Origin of the sequence: Candidatus Seongchinamella marina (assembly GCF_026262685.1) — a bacterium.
In the GTDB taxonomy this organism is placed as follows: Bacteria; Pseudomonadota; Gammaproteobacteria; order Pseudomonadales; family Halieaceae; genus Halioglobus; species Halioglobus marinus.
The window spans coordinates 94,847-117,628 of the sequence record NZ_SHNP01000006.1 but is presented as its reverse complement, the minus strand read 5'-3'; the positions used below and the strand labels follow the sequence as shown (position 1 = coordinate 117,628).

Genomic DNA, 22,782 nt, shown 5'->3' with positions numbered 1-22,782 from the left:
CTAAGACCTCAAAAAAGTTGAAAAATTACCTGTAACGACCTAGGCAGTGGCCGATCTGCTGAGTGCTTTCTCGCCTCGAAACTGTTTGAGGGTTATCGTCACTCTCAGTCCGTCCTGGACGTTATCAGCCACAATTGTTCCCCCCATTTCCTTAATGACTCCGTAGCTTATTGAGCCACCCAAGCCAGTTCCTTCACCACTAAGCTTCGTCGTCCAAAACGGTTCGAAAATCTTAAAAAGATCTTCTTCTTTCACGCCGCCACCGTTATCTTGCACAACGATCTTTACCTGTCCAGATTCAGCTTCAGCCCTTAACTGTATCTCAGGCCTTTCTGCATTTTCAACTGCCGCATCCCTGGCGTTGGAAATCAGGTTTATGATGACTTGTTCCAATTTTGTAACATCAGACATTACCAGCAAATTATCATCAGGAATCTCTGTCCGCACCATAAGACCGAGTATTTTTAACTGATCTTCTGTCATCGTTAAAGCGCCCTGAATTGCTAGTCGAGCGTCGATGAGCTCAAGCTTTCCGGCATCCACGCGGCCATAGACTCTCATATGATTAATAATTCGAGATGCGCGATCAACAGCTGACTTTATACGTGTTGTCTTTTTCAGTACCTTTTCTTTGTCAGTGTCTGACTTTTGAATTTCAGCAACTATGGTAGCTTGGCATAATGAAACAACGTTTAGCGGCTGATTGAGTTCATGGGCAATTTCGGTCGACATCTGTCCGAGAGTTGCGAGCTTGGAAGCTTGCGCGAGTTGCTTATCTTTCAACTTCTCCTCTGTACGATCCGCGATAATAACCCAAATACCTTTCTTCAATCCTTTTTCACCGAGCCGATCCACAGTATAGAGATCAAGCTGATGTGGGTTGCCGTCACCACAGACAATCTCAATATCTATCGCTGTAGTATGGTTGTTGTTAAAGAGCACTATGGCTTGGTTTTGAATATCGTTCAACGCTACAGAACTCAGTCTGCAGATCTTTGCCAAACTTTCGTTTATGTAACTTCTTTTACCTGTCTCGTCTATGCCCATTACGCCGACTGGCATCTCGTCGAAAAAATGTTGATAACTACCTAAAGTGTCTTGCATCGCAATATTCATCGTTTGAATTTCTTGCGTTAACGCCAGCAATGTATCTTGTATGTTGGCTGTCTCTTCGATAAAAGTCGTCCGGGTTTTCGGCGGCTCGGCGTTTGTCTCTAACCCCATCACAGAAATAATATAATTTGAGTAGTCTCTAGAAAGTACCCGCCCGGGATCTAACGCTCTGTGGACAGAATATCCAAGGCTTATTATAAAAAGAGATAGAGCAAGAAAGCCCCAGCCGGTTGTTAGCAGAAAAGGAGAATAGTGCTGAAATACATATGGCCAAGCGTCCGTAATAGTAATGAATGTCCACTCTATACCCCCAGGGCTGAGAGCCGATACTGACGAAAAAGTCAGATGGGACTGACCGTCAGCAAGAGCCGAGAGCAACATATGGTTATGTATAAATAGCTCCGAGCGAACCCATAAGCTCATGGAATCATTTTCGAATAGGGTGATTTCTTTAAGTTTTGGGTTTTCCGAAAGCGCGTTTTCCAAGCTCCCTGACCGCCCATGCCTCTTGTAGCCTTCTTCAGAAAGACTGATGTGTGTGTTTTCAGTTGAAAAAAAGCTAGAGAATGCTTCTTGACTTTTAAAAGATAATACAAGAACTCCGGATGTGCCATAGGCAGTTAAGAAATCCCACCGCTCGCCGTTAGTATCATCAGCCCTGATAACAGCAAATGCTGAAGGACTTCGGCGAAGCTTGGCAACGGTATACAGAGTTTCTATGTAATCCTCGCCTAAATCTTCGATTTTTTGATCTGCGGAAATTGGAATAAATCTGGCACTGATAATTCCTGCTTCTGCATACCTCTTCTGTTTTTCGTTATTAGATAAAGTGCCCGGGGCAGTGCTAATCGGACCCTGGGTGGCAATTAGCGGCGCAATTCGTTGTCGCATGGCTACGCTATGCTCAGCTTGTATCGCCTCGATAGAGTTGTACATTGCGTACTCCCATGAGGTGTCAAGTTCCTCTAAATCAACGGAAGTCATAAGCAGCGTCACACCGGTAAGGCCAATTGCCATCATCGACTGGACAAATTCTTTTGTTGATATGGTCGACGGAAATAAAGGAAGTGACCTATGGTAGTAAGCATTGATATATATTGCGGCCTTGTCGATTATATGGAACACGAAGATGCAAAATAAACCCTCCATTACCTTTCGCGCGATTTGTAGTGAAGCGAGTTGAACATCGTTATGAGAGAGATAAAATGTGCCGAACATGAGGGGTATAACAGCAAAGTACGCGAAGATAATGCCTTCCGTTACTGTGCCGAATGCCAATTTTTGCGTTACAAAGCGGATCGAAAACGCTTGTATAGTAGCTATCAGTATTAACACGATCGGCGAAAAATGAAAGGGCACAGCAAGGCTGCATCCGATAGCAAAAAGCAATAAGACGAAACACATTTTCTTAAAAGACGTATGGGCGAAAAGTAGAAACAGGAATGCTTCTGTAGCAAATATTGGTACGCCGCTAATAACTATCGGTTCGAGCAAGGCTCCAACAGCAAGGCCCGTAATAATCAATATTAGAATGAATTCGACAACATCGAATTTATCTATTAATGCAGAAAGCCTCATTCCGTATGTCGTGCTATGCGCTTTCACTTGACGTATCGCCTTCATAATTAGGGAGATCGATAATGAATGTTGTTCGTTCCTCACGCGATTCAACACTAATTGTTCCGCTTAATTCACTAACGAGTCGTGCACAAATCGCTAAGCCCAGACCCAAACCCGAATCATCAGAGCGCATCTTCGTTGTGAAAAATGGATTAAATATTTTGTCTATTTCATTTGCAGATATTTCTGGGCCATAGTTACTAATAGAAATCACGGTTTTATGTACACCGTCCACCTTGACGATGATAGATTCGTCATTCGATCGCTGTTTGTTGGCAACAATTGCATCTCTGGCATTAATAACAATATTAGAGATCACCTGCTCCAGCTTTGTCTGTGCCCCTTTTACTTTAAAATAATCTTTGCTTGTTATTACATTAAGCGAAATATTATCTAAGTCAAGCTGTGGGGCAAGCATCTGATGAACAGAATGCACTGCCTCAGACACGTCAAAGACGAGGCGATCCTCTTCCTGAGCCTTTCCGTGTCCTTTTATTCTTGTAATCAGTGTTGCTGCTCGCTCAACCTGTTTTTTAATTCTGTGAATCTTTCCAATTATTTTTTCCTTGTCAGGCGTTTCTTGTTGTATCAGTAATTCGCAGTTTTCCGCTGCCAGCGTTATAACATTGAGTGGTTGGTTCATTTCGTGCGCCATCCCCGCTACTGTCTCGCCCAGTAAGCTCAGGCGATCTGCGTGTTCTGACTGTGACCGCGCCGCCACGAGTTCATCAATATTACTGATAAAAATCAGACTTCTGTCTCTGTACGAGCCCGTTGTTGCTTCATGACTTCTATAGCGCGATACAGCAATCAGCCAATATTCGTTATTTTTACTGGCGTCGCGTATGACAATCTCATCTTCGATAGAGCGTAACGAGCTGTTGCTTTTCAATTCCTCACATTGCTCGGCTACTTTTTTTAGCAAGGGGTTTGCATAGTGAGGAATATTGTTTGAGTCAGAAGAAAACAATTTTGTACCTATGTCTACACTCAAGAGCTCGCGGGCAGAAGCATTCGCAATAATAATTTCACCGTCGTCAGAAAGGAGCAAAATCTTAAACGCTCCGGCAGCATTAACCATTTCTGTTAGTTCGTTATGCTCAAGAAGCATTAGCCGTCCCAATTCCATCTTTTCGGTAATGTCTCTTCTTTGAGCATAGGCCGCGTTTTGTATTCTTCTGACAATCTGATTCATTTCGGGCAGCCTGGAAAGCTTCACATCCAAATCGTAGTCAGACTGCAGGAACCATTGCTCAATTTCCAGCAACTGCTCTGCCATTTGTCGAGACGCGATCGCTACGTAGTAAACACTCGCAATTTGAATAACTAGCACTACGGCCAAAAATATTTCACCTATGGTCATTGACTGCGCCGCTATAATACCGAATTCGCGTTTTAAGGATTGGTATAATTCGAGGTTGTACTCTGCGCTATTCTTCGTTTGCGCGCTCCATTTCATTCCAAACTCTGGAAAATCTGCCGAGAAGACTATCCAGGCACGACGGTGAAAACCTTCATCCATGATGTTTTTGTTCTTGAGTTGTTTCGCCGTGTAATAGTGAGTTAAATCTGTTGATTGAGCCTGTTTCGACTGAAAAACAATCTCACCGCTCTCATGTCTTGCAATAATTGGTCTGTTATAGGCGTGCATGTAATTATAGTTGACGTAAAAAAGCAGATATTTTGATGCTCCGAGAGAGAGTCTGTAAATGCCATTGCCGTGCCTTCCTATAGCTTTTTCACATGGTATCGACGTCGTAGTGAGGCAGGGAAGAAATCCCCGCGTTGCTGTGTCAAACGGATATTTGACTGTGTGGTGCGTGTATAGCGACTTAGCCGTTTCACCGCTTGCACTAATTTTTACCTCAGAGATGAAGGGAGCGACCTGCCTAATCAACTCACTTTGCTCGTTAAAATAATCATCATTTCCTTGCGATTTATAAGTGCTTGCAAGCTGAATAGCGAGCCGTTCCGTAGTACGCAAACTTCGTGCCGTTATTTCAGCAAGGGTAATACCTTCTTGTTTCAAGTGCTTTCTAGTCGAGTCAAATAAGTTGGTTACCTGCTCATTCACGGTTAGACAAGCCATTATGAAAAAAATGAACGCCGCGACTGTATACATGGTCGTCGTCACCAAAGAAAATATAGTGATATCAATTCGTTCGCGATGATTCCCCAGTATTTTGCTATGCGGAAATGAACTGTAAAGTAAATAAACAATGAATACTGCGAGTGCCTTTAATGGAAAATAGAACAAGATGATTAATCGCTCTTGACTCCCCTCGGTTGGCGCTATCAAAGGCAAAAACAGTAGCCTTGCTAGCGCCGCTGCTGTGACAGCAATAGTGGCTGCCTCGGGCCATGAAATACGAAATTCTGTTCTCATCGCCCATTCAATGAATGCAAGCATCATAGCTATTACACAATAATCGAGGACATTCTCCCCAAAGGTAGCTGATGCGTGCAGTTGACTAACCAGAAAAGCAATGAGTGCGAATTGAATGCAAATAAAACTCAGTGCAAATCGAAAACTGTAAAAGACGAGAAAAAATAGCCCGCCCAAAAACACAAGAAATTGATTTGATAGGGCGAAAGCCGGGTGATTGTTTTCAACAAACACGGTAATGCTCGCGCTGCATAAAAGCAGCACTCCGCATGTCAGTAAAAATCTAATGATCGCGCCGTCCGTGGTCGATGACGAAGCTAAGTCCGGCTGTATGATATTTTCCACTGCGCTCTATACACCTTATTGGAGTCTAATTTTAACGAAAGTATTGGCAAAAAAATGAAGTCTCGTCTATATTTAAATAAATTTAAACACACTACTGAGTGCACTTATAGATAAACTAATCCGGTTAATTAAAACGGATATTTAATGTGATATTGATAGTAGATGATGAGCCAGATATAGCCGAGGAACTCGCTGACCTAATAGAATCGACAGGTAGGGATGTGATTTATGAGACCAGTGCGTTATCTGCGTTGAAGGTAGCCAAAAATCAGAGTTTAGATCTGGTCATTACTGATATGCGGATGCCAGACATAGATGGAGCTGAGCTGATTCGACGAATCCATGATAGTTGCGATGACAGGGAGAAACCTGGGTTTATTGTTGTGTCGGGTCATTTAGGCGCCTCGGATGATCTCTCGCATCTTCACAATATTGATTACACCCTGGTACCCAAACCTATTGATGTGAACGTTTTGTTATCGCTCATAGCGGCCAAGGAGCAGAAATAAGTCAATGAAAGAAAAACCAGCTGTGCTGATTCTTGAGGATGATAAAGATCTGGCGGATGAAATTAATTTTGCTGTGAGCAATGCTGGCTTTGAAGTCGCGATATGTCACTCAATTAAGAGCTTTTGGCAATATGTCAGTCATCGGGAGGTAGATGTCATGATCGTTGATCTCGGCTTGCCAGATGGGTATGGCCTCGATGTTATTCGCGAGGTGCGTGCTAGCAGTGAAGTCCCGATAATTATTACATCGGGAAATTCGGCGGTAGAAGAGCGAGTAGCAGGGATTGAGTTAGGTGCCGATGACTTTTTAGGTAAGCCCTATAACAGTCGCGAAATAATAGCTAAAATCACGCGCTTACTATCTCGCTCTCGAGGGTCGCAGTTTTCGGGGCGTATTAGCCGACTGGCAGGCAGTGCAGAGTACCTGTTTTCTGGTTTCGCCCTAGACACTCAGGCTATGTCGTTGACCTCTCCAACCGGTAAAGATATTGCACTTACAACTTACGAGTTTCTTGTGCTCAGGTCGCTAGTAGAGCGTCCAAGTATCGTTCTGTCACGTGCTTCTCTGGTTGACTTTGTCTATGCCGAAAATTCCTATGGTTCCGAGCGAACTATAGATAACTTGATCAGTCGTATACGAGCAAAGCTGTCAGCTTACACGGACACTAATCTTGTAAAAACCGTTCGTGGTGTAGGTTACGTTTTCACAGGAACCGTAAATTTAGAATAACGTATTATTGTTCACTCAGTCGCACCAAAATTAGCGGAGTGGCTGAAAATCTCAACCCACCTTTCCTCTGCATGGCCTTGCCGACTTATTGTTTTTCAGAGCCTAAAGGTGAAAAGTAATGGTCCCCTCGACACTTGCGGATGCCAAAGCTTTGCTGGTGACCGCAAACAGCACAATTGCTTGTTCCTGATGACACTCTGGGTGTTTTGAAAAAGATTTTCAAACGCGAAGCACACACCGGGCATTTCGAATTAAAGAAAGACAAGACAAGAATCAGTGCTCTTTGTAAAGACGTTACTTCACCTTGATTTTGCATTTTATTGTTGCCTCGAGCACGGTATTTTCAGATTAGTAATCGCGCCTTTCCATGGCGACTAACAACTTACTGCCTGGTCGCGCATAGACTCGTAGATCTCGTCAAACTTATCGTGATTCTCTTTGAATATTTGCAGTAGCTCGGGCGAAAAATGCTTAGCTTCAGTTCTGCCATCGCCATAGAGTAAAATATCGCATGTTGTTCTGTGGTCCAAAGCGGGCTTGTAAGGCCGTTTCGAACGCAGCGCATCATAGACGTCCGCAAGAGCGGTAATAGCAGCTTCCACTGGAATCTCCTCGGCACTTAGACCATTTGGATAGCCACTGCCGTCCCAACGTTCGTGATGAGCAAGAGCGATGTTAGCAGCCATCTTTAACACAGGACTGGTGCTCTGTGACAAAATTGAATGGCCGATAGAGGAGTGAGTTCGCATAACTCTGAGCTCGACGTCACCTAATTTTCCCGGCTTTAACAATATTGAGTCTGGAGTGCCAATTTTTCCAATATCGTGCAGGGGGGCTGCTAAACGAATCATTTCTACCTTGCGTTCTGTCCATCCCATTAAGCCAGCGATTAGAGCGGCATAGCTTCCAATTCGCGATATATGTTGTCCTGTCTCAGGGTCTTTGTACTCAGATGCTGTTGCAAGACAGTAGGTTAGCTCTGCGTAGGAAGTATCGAGATTACCAAGTAAGCGATCAATCTTCTTTTCCCCAGCAAAAACCTTACCCTGTAATGAAGATTTGACACTCAACTCATGGTCGTGGTCAGCAATCTTTTGAGCCGCATTTTTAACTGCCTTCAATAATTCAAAATGATTTACTGGCTTGGCTAGGAATTCAGAAACACCGGTGCGTACAGCATTTATCGCCTCGTCTTTCCCACCGTGGCCTGTTACCACGATAAACTCAATATGGCGCTGCAACGGCTGAGTTGCTTCAATTAATGTAAATCCATCTTTTTCAGGCATGCGTAAGTCAGTAATGACTAAGCGTATATCTGGGTCTGAACTCAAGATCTCCATTGCCGCATCGCAGCTATGACAGTGGTCGCTAACATATCCATGGAGAGAGAGATATTCGCTGGTTTCTGATCCTATTATAGGCTCATCGTCGACCACTAATATTTTCATAAAATCACCAAAACAAGATCTTTTAAGATCAAATTCAGCGCTCACTGCGCTTCAGTCCTTAACCACGATGAACGGTAGGTCGGTCAACAAAGTGCAAGCCAAAACCGTGGCTAAGCTCATGCGCCATGTGCGACGCGCACTTGTTACCTGGTTTCACAAAAATCTTCTTGTTACCCAGAATGCATGCTTCTATTTGCTTTCCCTGATGCATGCCCTGCCCACAGTGTTCGCTGATACCTTGTGCGTCAACCAGATGAACCTCGAATTGCTTAGTGACCCCGAGGTGAGAATAGGCATACAGCCCATCCGATTCGCACATTTGCTCTACTCCGTTGTCGCCAAGCCATACTGGATAACTGATAGAAGAGCACCCCGATAGGATACATGCAGAAGCAAAAAAAAGCCCTATTAAAAGACGACGGCTATTACTGGTCATAAGGTTGTTCGGTTTCATTTCAATAAACTCTGTAACGACTCACAATGCAGACAAGGTACAGGTGCTGTATCTATAGAGATTCATTGAATTTTTTAAAATTATTAAACCAAATTACGCAAATCAATAGCAGATTAGCGAGGTTATAAATCGATTACTGAGCAAGCTTTAAAGGATATGAGGGATGCTGTGGCTCATGTAAACGTCTTTCGTCAAAAATGATCGGGAGCTAGGGCGCCCCGATTGCCAGTGAGATTGACTTCAGTTTTGAGCTCCAGGGGGTCGCCAAAGCGACACGAAACCAGCGTATCAGGGGCCTCTGACGTCGGCACGGTCTTTTGAACTGGCTTCAATAAATTCGCTCTTTCGCCATTGTCGTGACGTGAAAAACATGATTAGATTGAGCGATGCGATTGAATATAGCTTTCGACTCGCTTACAGACGGAGCTGCAAATCTTTGTGCGTTTCAAGCGCAGAGTGTCGGGCTAATGGATCGCCGAGATATTTTCAAATAACATACTCGGAGATAATGATGCGTATAGATGCGTTCAAATTCATAAAGTACATCGCTTTACCTATATGTCTTCTCGCTACCAGCGGGACTGCGCTTGCTGCAGAGGGCGGGCTAATGTTGCAGTCAGGGGACTTTGTAGGATACTCGTTCTGGCTGATTTCGATGGCGCTCGCGGCCGCAACCGTGTTTTTCCTGATGGAATCGCTCAGAATAGGCGGAAAATGGGCGACCTCGCTAACAGTATCTGCGCTGGTCACCTTCATAGCGGCATTTCACTACTTCTACATGAGAGAGGTATGGGTTATGTCCGGGGATACTCCAACCGACTTTCGGTATATTGATTGGCTGTTGACGGTACCGCTCCTAATGATTGAGTTTTATCTAATCTTAGCAGCTATCACCAAGGTGGCTGGCGGAGTTTTCTGGCGACTGCTTATCGGAACATTGGTAATGCTGGTGCCGGGTTACATGGGCGAAGCAGGATATCTCAATGTCACAGTAGGATTTGGCATCGGTATGCTGGGTTGGGCTTTCATTCTCTACGAAATCTTCTTCGGAGAGGCCAGCAAAGTGGCCGCCAACGAAGCGCCTGCAGCAGTGCAAAAGTCCTATACGCTAATGAAGTGGACGGTCACAATTGGTTGGTCGATTTATCCCCTCGGCTACTTCTTCGGCTACATGGCGGGTGGAACCGATGTTGGCGTGTTAAACATCGTTTACAACCTGGCTGATGTGCTGAACAAGATCGCCTTTGGCTTATTCATCTGGTATGCCGCCAATGAGGACACCTCTGCAAAGGCGTGACACTCTGGCCCACCAAAGAATGAAGCCCTCGACTGAGGGCTTTTTTTTTGCCTACAACTTTCCCGTCACTGATGCCCTGTGAGGTTTGCCCGTCAAAGCCAAGAAAACGGCACTGTCGGACTAAGTCGCTAAACCATTCATATTAATGGCAACCCGCGTTATCCATGGCGGGCCCTGAATGAGTGCGTTCAATGATTGGTACAGGACTGTTGGTTGAGGCAGTAATTTGGAATTGCTTTTGGTAGTTATCTTTTAGGAACCTTGGGCAGATTGACTTCGAACACCGTACTTTTGGACGTTAAAAGCGAGATCTGGCCATCGTGTTCTCCAACTATTTTCTTGCAAATACTCAAGCCCAAGCCAGTTCCCTCTGGATCGAGTAGAGTTGAATACCCGCGGTCGAAAATTTTGGTAGCCACAGCGTCATCAATACCAACTCCGTTGTCTTCAATTCTGACGGCAATATAATTCTTATTTGCAACGAGTGAGGCTTTGACCACTCCGCCTGTTTCGCCTACATATTGTTTTTTGACAGCTGCAATAGCATTGTTGAGCAGGTTACCGAAGAGCTGTCGAAGCCCTAGATCGTCGCCTCGTAATATCGTGTGTTTATTTATCTGTATATTTGTCTCCAGCGCAATGTTGGCCGCAAGCGAGGCGCCATAAACTCTGTTCACTGCCTGGTGAAGCGCTTCGGCAACATCGCATGGTTTTTTTTCTATCGGAGCGTTACCGCTTCGGTTGAGAACCTTTAACAGCTCCTCGATTTGTTCTACAGCAGACGATGTGATTCTGGAAATCTTGTCTAATTTTCCTCTGCTAACTCCCTGGTCTACTTCCAGAGTTTGCAGCGATTCAGCTTGAAGCTTGAGTGTGGTTAATGGAGACCGTAGATCGTGTACCACGTATTGCGCCAGCTGACCTTGTGCAGCCTTTCTGCTGGCAGATCTGAGCTGCTCTTTCATCGCTATTATCGGCCGCATATCTCTGGTGATAGAAAAAGACTTGGAGAACGCCCCGGTATCAGAATATTTGGCGAGTGACCTTATCTCTACAGGGATCTTTTCGCCGCTTTTCGATATTAGGCAGCTTTCAACGGTGTCCAGCTCCCCCCTCGCAATTAGTGCTTTGAAGCCAGCTGCCAATTCTGCATGATAAGGCGGTGCATAAATGTCGACAATTCGCATCCCGATATACTCTTCCAACTCATAGCCGAGCAATTTTGTGACTACCGGGTTTGCGTACACGATGAAGCCATCCTCGTCGACCGAGTGCACCAGGTCAGGGAAGTTGGCGAACACGTGTTCAAATTCAGATTGGCCCCCATGCGAAGACGGACTAAAGTCGTAAGCGGTGACTGTTGTCTGAGTATTTAGTAGTTCCGCAGCCATGTTCACGGCTCCCAACGTATGTGTCCAGAGCTACGCAATAACGAGGCCAGCCACCAAAATAGCGCTATATCGTGTCTACTTTTTACATTTTAAATTCAGTTCTGTGACCGAGTTCACAAAGTCATCAGCCAAGGACGATGCGTTAATTTCGCTTTGGTTTATAGATAACTTTCTAGTGTTTTTTGAGCTGCAATACGCGTTGCAATATGCAATTTATAATGAGAAAACTTGGTCCCGGGGCTTTCCCTGCTGCTGTCCGAGAATCATTCCGCTCGTGAAGGCGCTTTGTGGGTGCTTACTTTATCGGAGTCTCAGCTTAAGTGCGTGCAATGGGCAAAACTGGGCAGTAGCGCGATGTTGAGGGCCTCCCGTTTGCAAGCAGTCGTAGTCTACTGAAAGCCGACGTCAGTTTTTATTTTGCAGTAGCTCGCTCCTATCCGGTTGGAGATAACCGCGATATTGGACAATCAAGCCACCACCAAAGGGCGCTCTGAGAGCGATGTCAAAACAAAATGAACCGCATTGGACATATTCGCGGCTGTCGCTTCGGGGTAAAAAAAACCGCGGTAGGGGTATGCCTGCAAACCACCCGCGCGTCACCGGCAAGCTAATGCATTCGTTTTCAACGAGCAGCGCCAGCTCGCAGGTAAACAGTCCGAAATGCTCCTTGTAGAGATATGGAGCCTTCGCCGAAGTACAGTGAGATCGAAAAATACGACCGCCAAAATTTCTTTCCCAAATTTCGCCGCGCTTTGTTCGTGTCATCGTCACTGACACCGACACGTTTTCACCGGCTGCGGGAAAGCGGAAAATATTTGCCAGCAAACGTGTGAAGAGAGACTTACCGCGAAGCACCTGTGCAGTGCCTGAGAAGCTTTCAATGTCTTGAACGCTATGCAAGTCTTGCACTTGCGGGGGCAGTTCAGCCCAGCGATCGCCAAGGCAAGTTTGGAACAAGCTTTTTTGAGCCGTTTCGCTCAGTTCAGTCGTTACACAAAGATCGGACATCGCTTGATTTACTTCATCCAGTGTTAGTTCTGCCAGGCATGGTCGTGCACCCGGGGTCACCTGCTTCAGGCTGCGCAGTAAAGCGCGCGCAGTAATGCCGGGTATGTAGGGGCCGTCCCCGGCCGCAGCAATCAATCGCCAATCACGCTGACTGAAAGCAGCTCCCTTGCGCCCGACCACGGTAACGCTCATGCCGCCCCGGTCGGTGCCAAAGCGCAGGAGGCAATTGGCGCACCATTGCATTAAACGAACGCGCTGCGGACTGACATCGAACGGCCAGGTGCGTCTTACCCAGCCCAGGCTGCGCAGCGCCATATTCAGCAAGCCAAGTTCCATACCGGCACGAAAAACAACAGACCGGGCTTGGAAAAACCTTGGAAACAGACGAATATCTGGCACCTCAATGAGGTAACCGGTTCTAGTCAGGCCTTGGTCGAGACTGACCCGCTTTGCGTCAGTCCAGATGCGCTGCTTGCGCCAGACACCGCCTCTCCACACGGGCGATAGTGTTCCCATTTGACCTACGATACTCGCTATCACTGCTGCACCCCGCGGTGCTCGATTGCCTGGCAGGATGGCGATATCGATCAGCAGAATTTCGTCATATCCGCGACAAAGTTCGGCGGCGACAATCGACGACAAACCAGGAACGCTTGATGCCCCCGAAAGTAGTCGGCGACCCTGTTTGCGTGCAGCCTCGTCAAGGGTGGAGATTCCGGAGGTGAAGTCTGCATTATCTGACAGGTCTAAGTAATCTACCGCGGCTGCAAGACACAAGCGCGGTAGGTGATACGCGCTGTCTTGATTGCCTTTAAAGGGCCCTGTTGCATCAATGACCACGTCTGGGCCAGGCTGCAGGACCTTATCCGGTGTAGCGCGAACATCAACCTCAAGCGGATGTCCCCCGATCACATTGGTAAGTTCTTGCGCCTTTTCCAGGCTTCTGCCGGCCACCCATACACTGTGCCCGTCACGCAGTAGAAGCTCGGCAAGACGTGAACCGAAAACGCCGTAACCTCCAACAAGAACAATCTTCATTCTATAAGTCGTGCACAAAGAGCCGGATCTGGCACTGCACACATGTCTTTACGCCCGAATAGTCTGTAACGGTTGCGTGCGATTTTTTGGTAGATCCAATCCTGCATTGATGCTGGCATTAACCTGAGTGGCTGCAGAAGCCACCCTGCGCCGCCGACGCGAGCCCCGGCACGAATCATTCCATCAAGCGATGTATATGCGCTGCCATCAACAATATACAGCCAGCTTTCCGGGTCTGAAATCTCCAGACCGTAGTGACCTAACAAGGCAGATCCTAGTTCAGTTTGCAATGGGCAGATACGAAACTCTAAAGCGCGGTCAAAACGGGCGATCAATCGAGCGGCAACCGTACACAGTGCGCAATCTCCGTCCACCACAGTGATCGGACCGCTATCGTTGAAATCAGGCACTTTCGTGTCTTGTCGGTATGAAAAGGGCTCTCGGGGAATTAATGCTCTCATGAATATAAATCGATGACGTGAAATGGCGATGATATTACAGCGCAATGCCAAGTTAAATCGCTGGGCTTACTAAAGCTCAACGATGAATACTGATAAGCGTGCCCATTGACACTTGCTAACATACCTTCCGCAGTCTGGCCCTATTGCTGTGTCCATTTCAGCAATCTTGATGTCGATAGCAGCCTCAGAAAGTTAGTTTGCCGACACTGATTAGCGGCGTAATATATTATTGATCCAAACATGCAAATAAATTGATAAAAGTGTTAAGCGTTTTTACAAAAAGAAAAGTGAGGAAAATATTATGCCCAGTTTCATACTTATTGGTTTGTGTGAACCCGTGTCTGATAAACATCAGGTAGCTTTCGATGAATGGTTTGTAGAGCAACACATTGAAGACACGGCAAAATGCCCGCAGGTTAAAAAGGGCAGTGTTTACAAACTGAGCGGCCCGCATTTAAATTTTGACACCAAGGCGGCTTACCTCTCCTTGTATGAGGTCCAAGCCGAGAGTTATGAAGAGGCGGAACGTGTGTTGAATGCTTGGCAGGCCGATCCAGATGCCTGGGAAGGCCGGCAGCATCACGTCGAAACTATGGAGAGACTTGGTGACATTCCAATGAATATTAACGGGTCTGGTTGGTACGAACTGATTCAGGCCTATGAAACCGAAGACCAAAAAAACGCAATATCGACATCTTGATGTGTCACAGCGCTGGGGATTCAGCGATCATTAATGGCTGATAGGGAATTACCGGGTTTTCAGCAGATACCTGCTCAGGGCGTCGGTTTATTGGTGGGCATACTTCGATCAAGCAACAGGCCTAAGGCCAGGTCATAACAGCGTGGCTCACAGCGAAAGATGATTTTAATTTTGTTTGCCCTCTGAGGATATTCCATGTTTTAAGTTTTTGATCCATATGCTTTTATAGTTTGTTGGTATACAGTTAACTAAAAAGTTTAATAACGACCAGGGTGTGCTAACGCTAACGCTAACGCTAACGCTACCGCGGAGTCTTCATAATGAAAGCAATAAAAATGATAGTCATTTTTGCAGCCATTCTTTTGGCAAGCTGCAGCGACGATAACGATCGTAACGACACTATTCCAGAGCCGGCGCCAGAACCAGAACCGGCCCCCGTCGCGTGCAGTGGCGCAGAAATTAATCCCGAACGGCTTTTTTTGCAGCAGTTGGGTACAGACCGAGTCATTATTAAATGGCGAGGCGACCTGGAGGGCGATGGTGGTGCCGATAATGTCTGTTTTGGCACTGATATAGACTTTATGCCAGAAGAGTCCCTGACCGCAGCCACGGAAACGGAAACAGGACATTTAGAGGCCGAGTTGACCGGACTTTCACCGGATACCACCTATTATTATTCAGTGGGCGGTGCCGCCAGTGCTGCAGCGTCACGCCAATTTCGGACGTCACCTGCGGGGGGCGCCTTACCTGCCGATGGCAATACCAGGATCTGGATTGTGGGAGACTCAGGCGTAGCGGGTTATGGAAAGCCGGAAGCAGCCATGGTCAAAGAGGGGTTTCTGTCTTGGGTAGAGGCCGATAATGGCGAGCCAGCAGACTTGTTTCTAATGCTTGGCGACAATGCCTACAATCAGGGAACAGATCTGGAGCACCAGCGCGCTATTTTTGAGGTATATCCAGAGCTACTTCAAACCACATCACTATGGCCAACCATCGGCAATCATGAAATGGGCTCTCTTGGTATATCCCGGTCAGCAGATATTTCAAGTTATGAGCTGCTAGGGGAGGAGGACAATGGCGGACCAGATCCAGAGCCAAGCACCATGCCCTACCTGAATATATTCACGCTGCCAGCTAACGGAGAGGCCGGTGGCCTGGCCAGTGGAACAGAACAGTATTATTCCTTTGATTACGCTAATGTGCATGTAGTCAGCCTGGACTCCCAGTTATCCATTCGCGATGACGACCAACGCGCAGCAATGCTGCAGTGGCTTATTGATGATCTATCTGCCAACAGCCTTGATTGGACAATTGTTATTTTCCACCATCCGCCATATACCAAAGGGAGCCACGATTCTGACGATGAGCTGTTTGATATAGACCAACCTATTTTTGCCATTCGCGAAGAGTTTACGCCTGTATTTGAAGACTATGGCGTCGATTTGGCGTATTCAGGACACAGTCATATTTATGAACGCTCCGTTTACCTGAGCGACCACACCGGGCTTTCATCAACTTACGATCCAGCCACAAACGCTGAACTCAATGATGATGGCGAGCCAGCCAGTGGTCAGGACGATCAGCAATACACTCAGGTGACTCGCAGTGGTGCAGATGACAAAGTGGTTTACACCGTTGCTGGTAATGGGGGCAAGGTAACGACCCTATCCGAGGGTTATCCTCATCCGGCACATTTCTTCAGTGATCTGACAGTAGGGTCTGTCGTTATCGATGTAAATGACGCTCAACTTACGGCCAGCTTCATCAATGCTGAAGGAGCGGTGTTGGATTACTTCACCATGACCCGCTGAAATTATCAGACCGATACTGACCGGTTTATTGCCAGAGTTTGGGGCAATCAACCGGGGCCCAAGAGTTGCTTTTTTCATCTTTTGTTGCAGCCTTTCAGTTGTGGCTGCCTTTTGCCAGGCAGATGCCTCTGCGGCGCACAAACTTGAAGTTCTGACTGCGCAAATTGAACGCCAGCCAGAGCAGCAACTGCTGTTGCGCCGCGCACGTGTGTACATTGACAACAATCAGCCAACAATGGCCCGGAGAGATATTTCAACGGCGGAGACATTAGGCGACCCTTCAGCAGTCTGCTATGTCTATGGCTTACTGCTGTACCGTCAGGGAGACTATTCTGCCGCCAGAAGCCAGTTCAATTGTTACCTGAAATTGCATCCTGAGCACCGTTCTTCGCTAGATTACCGCGCTCGTTTGCTGAGGGACGCCGGGGAATACGACGCTGCGTTGCAGGATTATCGTCGACTCATGTCGATAGACAACCAACTCGCACCTGGATATTACCTTTCGATGGCGCGTATTCTGGCTGCTATGCCAGCGTACGGCCCAGAGGCAGCGCTATTAGCAATTGATGAGCGGATTGTTGAAATAGGCCCGGTATCGAGTTTGCAACGTTACGCCATAAGTCTCGAGGTGGAGCAAGGTGACTATTCGGCGGCTATCGAGCGCTTATCCACCCTTGACCCAAAACTCAGAGCCACGCCAGGCTGGCAGGCGGAAATGGCCGAATTGCAGCTATTGGCGGGGCGTTTTGACGATGCGTTGATGTATATCACTCTTGCTCACGAGCAGTTGCAGGTGTTGAAAAAAACTACGGCTCATCAGCAACTTACAGCCGAACTCGAGGAGTTGACGTTGAATTTAGAACAGCAGAGGCGCTCAGATCAGGAAACTCATCAAAACTGATGATGAGCTACTTTATCTTTACTCGAACCAGTAGATATTAAGGCTTTCTCTGAGCTTGCCCGAAGCAAAGAGTGGCTTAAAGCGAAAGCATTAGCACGGTGCAGACTCAACGGATAAGGAACTAGCGAAAGTGAAAAAAAATCGACGGCGAGTACATCTCTCTATTTTCATCACTTGTGCGGTTATTGTGCTTGGTTGTGCCCAGGTGACGGATAGCGCGCAGCTGATCCAAGGTGACAGCAACTCAAGTACCGCTGCGGCAGATTTGATTATCACCGGTGGCGCAATCATTACAATGGATACCATGCTAGAAAGCCCAGACGCTATCGCCGTGCGTGATGGAGAGATTTTGGCAGTCGGCTCTACTGAAGAAATTGAAGCGCTGCGCGGAGATCACACCGAGAGTCTTGAGCTACAAGGCCGCACAATTCTGCCCGGATTTATCGATGCTCACAGCCACTTTTCAATGGCGGTCAATGCCATGGGCTGGGCTAACCTGTCTGCCGTACCCGTGGGCAATGTGAAGGACATTGCCGATATTATTGGTGAGCTTCAAGCCCAGGCTCAGACAAATAAACTGGCACCCGGAGATTGGCTGATTGGTTATGGGTATGATCAGGACACTCTGGACGAAGGTCGTCATGTCACCCGCGACGACATTGACACAATATTTCCCAATAACCCTGTGATCATTATTCACGTGTCTTTTCATGGCGCGGTACTCAATAGCAAAGCCTTTGAAGCTATTGACTATGATGCGGACACGCCCACGCCAGATGGCGGACTTATTGTGCGCCGCGAGGGGGGCAGTGAGCCTCTGGGATTGATAATGGAAACTGCATGGTTTCCGGCAGTCGCTGCGATTCCGAGTGTCAGCCCGAAACAGCGGGCCGACAACATAAAGCTTGCACAAGCCTTTTATGCGTCCAATGGCATAACCACAGCGCAGGATGGGATTACTCACTACCGTGAATTTTTAGACTACAAGGCGGCAGCCAAACGCGGTGATTTTTATCTGGACCTGGCAGTGCTGGGTTCTTACGCAGAAATTCCGCAATTTGCCCAAGAAAAAGCAAGCTATGCGCACTACAACGGTGGCCTGAAGCTCGCAGGCATTAAAATTGTCGGCGACGGATCGCCACAGGGCAAAACTGCCTTTTTTACAAAGCCGTACTTAACTCAAAGCCCTTCAGGTGAGTCAGATTGGCGCGGCGAGCCGATCGTTGGACCCGCTGAAATGGATGCCTTAATAGCGTCAGTTTATGGCGCTGGCCTGCGCGCATTTGTGCACGCCAATGCTGATGCAGAAGTAGATATACTGCTGAACTCACATAAAAAGTATGCAGCCCTGGCGGGGGAAGACTCGCGTACGGTAATCATCCACTCTCAATTCATACGCCAGGATCAGCTGGAGGACTTCGCTCGCTATGGAATGGTGCCGGCGTTTTTTAGCAACCATGCGTATTATTGGGGCGATGTTCATGTAGAAAATCTTGGCGAAGAAAGAGCTTTTTTTCTGAGCCCGATGAAAAGCGCTGCTAAGCTCGGTATTCATTTCACTAATCACAGCGACTACATGGTGACGCCTCTTGACCCGCTGTTCACGGTCTGGACAGCAGTTAACAGGCTATCTCGTACAGGCCGGGTGATTGGGCCGGACGAGCGCATAAGTCCACGTCAGGCTCTCAAGGCCATTACGCTTGATGCCGCATGGCAATACGGCGAAGAAAACAGTAAAGGCTCAATATCCCCCGGTAAACTGGCAGACCTGGTGATCCTTGATGGAAACCCCCTGACCATCGATCCTGTGGCGATCAAGAACATTCAAATAATGGCAACGTATAAGAAGGGCAAGTTAGTGTATTCAGCCCCGACTGCCGCCCCCTAATAAAGCCCATGCGCAATAGAGCGATTGCCTGAGAACCCGGTTAGTGGCTCTAGAACCGCCATCAACCACGGTTGATACGGGCGTTATGCTTACTTTTTATGACGGGGGTGGGATGGGCTATGCGGCGACTGGCGGCAGGGAGTCCCATGAAACGGCGAGGGTACGGTCGCAGCATTGGGCAGAAAAATTGCAAGATATCTGCTGCGTATTGGCCGTTTATTCTTCGTGTGTGACACCGGCAAGTTGAAGTACTCCGGGAATGTGTTCCTCCCAACCCAGTGCCATCACATGAATCCCCTGGCAGATTGGCTTTATCGCTTTGATGATTTCAGCGGCAACGGCAGTGCTTTCCTTGACAGTATCTGCGGCGCCATCGATACGATCGATCACATGATCAGGAACATCGATGCCAGGGATTTTTTCATTCATGAAGGCGGCCATCTTGACCGACTTGATCGGCATGATACCCGCTAAAATTGCGATATCCAGGTGACTGACTCGCTCCATGAAGCCGGCGAACCGATCAGCATCAAAAATTGCCTGAGTTTGAAAGAACTTTGCGCCCGCGGCCACCTTGGACTCCAGTCGAGCAATCTCTTTGTCGATGTCATCCGCTCCGGGGTTTACCACTGCGCCGATATGAAACCCGGTGCTGCCGCTGAGCAAGTTATCCATCATGTCCTTGCCGTTGTTCAGATTGCCCGCGGCCTGGATGAGGTCCTCTGTCGATATATCAAACACCGGCTTGGCCTCTGGGTGATCTCCCAGGTGTGGGGGGTCGCCCCCCATGCACACCAGATTTTTCACACCTAGCAGCCAGGCGCCGAGCATATCGCTCTGCAGGGCAATGCGGTTGCGGTCTCGGATGGTCATCTGCAGGATCGGTTCAACTCCCAGCACCGTCAGCTCGTGGGCAGCAGCCATGGGTGAAAGGCTCATCTTCGAGGCGTGAGAGTCGGTGACGTTAAAAGCGTCGATATGGTCGGCTAGTAGTTCGGAGCGTGCTTTAAGGCCGGATATATCTGTACCTTTTGGTGGTGTCAGTTCGCCGGTGACAACAAAGTGTCCGGCACTGATTCGGTTGGCAAGTCTACTCATTAGGGCACCTCGATCGAATTTTTACCGCCAGTATAGGACAAATGAAACATCGGTAGTGAGCAAATCATTGATATGGCCACCCGAGTGCGCAGTGTTTGACTGGCACTCGTCTCGGGAGGAATAACAGGGGAAACCCCACTCAGGGGTAGTTGCGATAGCCAGCATCCGCTTGTGGAATGCCATCGTTGGCCCGATGAATTATTGCTTGCAGCTGCCCCTTATCTGGGCCAGGTCTGCGGTTCGGCTGATTTAACGCGCTAAACTCAATAGCCGACCGCAGACTGATGGAGCGTTGTTAAAAGTTGAATTTTAAACGCACGCCAGCATACCGTTGCGAGCCTCTTCCGAAGATGTTCGTCAGTGAAGTGGCTCCGCCATAAAGCTGCCGCAGGTCGCCGATACCAGAGCGATAATTTTCATCGGTCAGGTTGTTGACGAAGAGTGTCACGCGATAGCGGTCACTGGCTTTCTCGTTAATACCCAGGTTCAGGTTTGCTACTCCGTAGCTGTCGTGCTTTGTTAACGGGTTTTGGTTAAGTGAAAAGTTGAGATCATCCTGCCAGGTGTAGGAAAAATTGATGAAGCCGTAAAAAGACATATCGCCCAAGTCATTACTGTAATCGGCAATAATGCTGTACTTCCACTCCGGCGCATTAGGTAGTTCTCCATCGACAATATCTTGCGTACCGCCAGAGCAGCCTTCTGCCTCTGTCTGGCCAGGGAAACAGTTAGCACCCTCAAAAGATTTTACGACGGCATCGATGTAAGACGTATTGAATGCCAGCGTAAGACTGTCTCCAAGTAATACCTTACTTTCCAGCTCTATTCCCTGAGTCTCAAGCTCACCCACATTATTGATGTTTATTACAAGCTCGCCATCAGAGGTTACAGCAGTACTCTGAGCCTGATAGTCCTCGTACTTGGTGTAAAACGCGGTCGCATTAAGCAAGAGTCGTTGATCCCACAACGTGCTTTTGACCCCAATTTCATAAGAGTCCGATGTTTCTGGTGCCACCGGATTGTCAGCTTTAACTTGCGTAAATCCGGAAGTGATGTCGTAGGCCTGTCCCTTATAACCTTGTGCGTATCTGGCGTAAAACATCACTTCATCAGACGAAAAATGCTGTAAGGAAAGGCTGCCCAAAACCTCGGAATCGCTATCATCGCCAGATACTGTTTGGTCGAGAGAGTTGATTTGATCGAGATAGTCGACCGAGATGTCTTCATTATTAAAGCGCAGTCCGCCAGTGACGCTGGTGGCCTCTGTAAAACGCCAGGTAAACTGTCCAAACAAGGCATAACTTTCAGTTTCAGAGACGCCTGACCAATCTGAAGGAATAATGGGCAAGCCCGGGTTACGCAAGAACGAACGGTCTGTCTCGGCCTTCGCGTAGTAGGCGCCGATCAGATAGTCGTAGTTATCAAAGGAAGGCGACTGCAATCGAAATTCCTGCGATATGAAATCGGTCTCTGTGTTGGATTCAGAGAAAAAGCCGCCCTGGACCGCTCCGCCAGTAAAAAAGCCAAAGACATCCACATTTGAAAAATCAACGTCGCCGTCGTTGGCGTACTCCCAATTATCGTAGGCCGTGATTGAGGTAAGAATAAAGTCATTCAAATCAATATTTACTCTCACGTTAGCGCCCGAATTTTCGCTGCTATCAACCGGCCCATCTTCCGAGCGGAAGTCGTAATTCTCATCTGATGGGGTAATGCCCTCTGCAATTTCACCTGGCACTATGCCAAACACTTTTGCATCTGGGTCTAGGTCAAGCCAAGTAAGCGCGCAGCAGGTAGTCTCCTCTTTAGACCAATAGGCCGAAAAGTCAGCTTCGACGGTTTCGCTGGCCGACCACTGTAATTTACCGCGTAGACCCTTGCTTTCACTATCATTGACATCTTCGCCAATGCTGAGGTTGTTGATATATCCCTCACGATCGCTCCAATGGCCTGTTAATCGGTAACCCAGGTTGTCACTGATCGGTCCCGATATTGCAGCCAGGACTTTATATTCATCATCATCTGTTGCGGTGAGTTCTACCGAGCCTTCGAATGTTTCGGTGGGTGCCTTGGTTACGATGTTGACGACACCCGCTGAAGCACTTTTGCCGAATAAGGTGCTTTGGGGACCACGCAATATTTCAATTCGTTCTATGTCCACCAGGTTCGAAATAGCCTGTCCAGCCTGCACCGCCGCAACATCATCGACAATAAAGGCGACGCTTTGCTCGACACCGATGCTGAACACATCGGTACCGATACCACGTAACCGAAAGCTGCTGTTTTGTTTGTTGTCACCTTGGGCAACAGTGAGCGAGGGGGTTAGTCTCACTAACTCGGTTGTATCCACGATGCCAAGCTTGGCGATGGTTTCTGCACTGATGGCAGATACCGCTAATGGAATATCCTGCACGCTCTGGGCTCGCTTCTGTGCAGTGACAACAACTTCCTCAAGTGTCCTGGTTTGAGCTGATGCAATACCCGTCGCCAGTAGCGAGAATAGAGCGAACCCGGTTATAGTCGTGTGTAATAGCGCTGATCTCAACAAACCTTTCATGTCATTGTCCTGTTTAAGTGTCTGTTT

General features: G+C 47.7%; 16 protein-coding genes. 7 read left to right on the top strand and 9 right to left on the bottom strand.

All coding sequences use genetic code 11. The features are described from left to right. Nucleotides 1-39 precede the first annotated feature (39 nt). Both EYC87_RS16375 and EYC87_RS16370 read right to left on the bottom strand, forming a co-directional pair. Complete coding sequence (locus tag EYC87_RS16375; RefSeq protein WP_279253816.1) at nt 40-2,718, bottom strand: sensor histidine kinase; 2,679 nt, start codon at nt 2,716-2,718, stop codon at nt 40-42. Further along, complete coding sequence (locus EYC87_RS16370; protein WP_279253815.1) at nt 2,705-5,464, bottom strand: sensor histidine kinase; 2,760 nt, start codon at nt 5,462-5,464, stop codon at nt 2,705-2,707. Before EYC87_RS16370 ends, EYC87_RS16375 begins: the two co-directional genes overlap by 14 nt. Before the next feature lie 146 nt (nt 5,465-5,610). Between EYC87_RS16370 and EYC87_RS16365 the strand changes: the two genes are divergently transcribed. Beyond that, nucleotides 5,611-5,973 carry a response regulator gene (locus EYC87_RS16365; protein WP_279253814.1) on the top strand — a complete coding sequence of 121 codons (363 nt, stop codon included), beginning with the start codon at nt 5,611-5,613 and terminating at the stop codon, nt 5,971-5,973. A 4-nt stretch (nt 5,974-5,977) separates the two neighbouring features. Continuing rightward, entirely contained in the window at nt 5,978-6,703 is a 726-nt protein-coding gene (locus EYC87_RS16360) for a response regulator transcription factor (protein ID WP_279253813.1), read from the top strand. A gap of 374 nt (nt 6,704-7,077) precedes the next feature. Here EYC87_RS16360 and EYC87_RS16355 read toward each other — a convergent pair whose 3' ends face one another. Together EYC87_RS16355 and EYC87_RS16350 are read right to left on the bottom strand one after the other, a co-directional pair. Beyond that, a complete protein-coding gene (locus EYC87_RS16355) occupies nt 7,078-8,196 on the bottom strand; it encodes an HD domain-containing phosphohydrolase (protein ID WP_279253812.1) in 1,119 nt (372 codons plus the stop codon). Between the two features lie 13 nt (nt 8,197-8,209). Beyond that, nucleotides 8,210-8,470, bottom strand: coding sequence for a hypothetical protein (locus tag EYC87_RS16350; protein WP_279253811.1), 261 nt, complete (start codon nt 8,468-8,470; stop codon nt 8,210-8,212). A 646-nt stretch (nt 8,471-9,116) separates the two neighbouring features. Between EYC87_RS16350 and EYC87_RS16345 the strand changes: the two genes are divergently transcribed. After that, nucleotides 9,117-9,902, top strand: coding sequence for a bacteriorhodopsin (locus EYC87_RS16345; RefSeq protein WP_279253810.1), 786 nt, complete (start codon nt 9,117-9,119; stop codon nt 9,900-9,902). 245 nt (nt 9,903-10,147) lie between these two features. Here EYC87_RS16345 and EYC87_RS16340 read toward each other — a convergent pair whose 3' ends face one another. The 3 genes from EYC87_RS16340 to EYC87_RS16330 all read right to left on the bottom strand — a co-directional run bounded on the left by EYC87_RS16340 (nt 10,148) and on the right by EYC87_RS16330 (nt 13,749). After that, nucleotides 10,148-11,293 (bottom strand): sensor histidine kinase, encoded by a 1,146-nt coding sequence (locus tag EYC87_RS16340; protein WP_279253809.1) that lies wholly within the window; start codon nt 11,291-11,293, stop codon nt 10,148-10,150. A gap of 405 nt (nt 11,294-11,698) precedes the next feature. After that, nucleotides 11,699-13,339, bottom strand: a complete 1,641-nt coding sequence (locus EYC87_RS16335) for a saccharopine dehydrogenase family protein (protein ID WP_279253808.1) — start codon at nt 13,337-13,339, stop codon at nt 11,699-11,701. Beyond that, nucleotides 13,336-13,749 (bottom strand): thiol-disulfide oxidoreductase DCC family protein, encoded by a 414-nt coding sequence (locus EYC87_RS16330; RefSeq protein ID WP_279253807.1) that lies wholly within the window; start codon nt 13,747-13,749, stop codon nt 13,336-13,338. The genes EYC87_RS16335 and EYC87_RS16330 overlap by 4 nt, the downstream gene beginning before the upstream one ends. A 352-nt stretch (nt 13,750-14,101) precedes the next feature. On the opposite strand from EYC87_RS16330, the gene EYC87_RS16325 reads away from it, so the two are divergent. The 4 genes from EYC87_RS16325 to EYC87_RS16310 all read left to right on the top strand — a co-directional run bounded on the left by EYC87_RS16325 (nt 14,102) and on the right by EYC87_RS16310 (nt 19,100). Next, nucleotides 14,102-14,500: a hypothetical protein gene (locus EYC87_RS16325; RefSeq protein WP_279253806.1), complete on the top strand. Its 399-nt coding sequence runs from the start codon at nt 14,102-14,104 to the stop codon at nt 14,498-14,500. Nucleotides 14,501-14,820: 320 nt separating this feature from the next. Next, nucleotides 14,821-16,311: a metallophosphoesterase gene (locus EYC87_RS16320; protein WP_279253805.1), complete on the top strand. Its 1,491-nt coding sequence runs from the start codon at nt 14,821-14,823 to the stop codon at nt 16,309-16,311. Nucleotides 16,312-16,411: 100 nt separating this feature from the next. Next, nucleotides 16,412-17,212 (top strand): tetratricopeptide repeat protein, encoded by an 801-nt coding sequence (locus EYC87_RS16315; protein ID WP_279253804.1) that lies wholly within the window; start codon nt 16,412-16,414, stop codon nt 17,210-17,212. A 130-nt stretch (nt 17,213-17,342) separates the two neighbouring features. Next, nucleotides 17,343-19,100: an amidohydrolase gene (locus EYC87_RS16310; RefSeq protein ID WP_279253803.1), complete on the top strand. Its 1,758-nt coding sequence runs from the start codon at nt 17,343-17,345 to the stop codon at nt 19,098-19,100. Between the two features lie 216 nt (nt 19,101-19,316). Here the strand turns inward: EYC87_RS16310 and EYC87_RS16305 are convergent, their stop codons facing one another. Both EYC87_RS16305 and EYC87_RS16300 read right to left on the bottom strand, forming a co-directional pair. Further along, a complete protein-coding gene (locus tag EYC87_RS16305) occupies nt 19,317-20,198 on the bottom strand; it encodes a methylenetetrahydrofolate reductase (protein ID WP_279253802.1) in 882 nt (293 codons plus the stop codon). Between the two features lie 295 nt (nt 20,199-20,493). Continuing rightward, on the bottom strand, nt 20,494-22,755 hold the full coding sequence (locus EYC87_RS16300) for a TonB-dependent receptor (protein ID WP_279253801.1): 2,262 nt from the start codon (nt 22,753-22,755) through the stop codon (nt 20,494-20,496). Between the last annotated feature and the right edge of the window lie 27 nt (nt 22,756-22,782).

Bases quoted from the DNA above. Each gene is read 5' to 3' on its own strand.
- EYC87_RS16340 (WP_279253809.1), bottom strand. From the start codon at position 11,293: ATGGCTGCGGAACTACTAAATACTCAGACAACAGTCACCGCTTACGAC.
- EYC87_RS16320 (WP_279253805.1), top strand. From the start codon at position 14,821: ATGAAAGCAATAAAAATGATAGTCATTTTTGCAGCCATTCTTTTGGCA.
- EYC87_RS16350 (WP_279253811.1), bottom strand. From the start codon at position 8,470: ATGTGCGAATCGGATGGGCTGTATGCCTATTCTCACCTCGGGGTCACT.
- EYC87_RS16325 (WP_279253806.1), top strand. From the start codon at position 14,102: ATGCCCAGTTTCATACTTATTGGTTTGTGTGAACCCGTGTCTGATAAA.
- EYC87_RS16360 (WP_279253813.1), top strand. From the start codon at position 5,978: ATGAAAGAAAAACCAGCTGTGCTGATTCTTGAGGATGATAAAGATCTG.
- EYC87_RS16335 (WP_279253808.1), bottom strand. From the start codon at position 13,339: ATGAAGATTGTTCTTGTTGGAGGTTACGGCGTTTTCGGTTCACGTCTT.
- EYC87_RS16305 (WP_279253802.1), bottom strand. From the start codon at position 20,198: ATGAGTAGACTTGCCAACCGAATCAGTGCCGGACACTTTGTTGTCACC.
- EYC87_RS16300 (WP_279253801.1), bottom strand. From the start codon at position 22,755: ATGAAAGGTTTGTTGAGATCAGCGCTATTACACACGACTATAACCGGG.
- EYC87_RS16345 (WP_279253810.1), top strand. From the start codon at position 9,117: ATGCGTATAGATGCGTTCAAATTCATAAAGTACATCGCTTTACCTATA.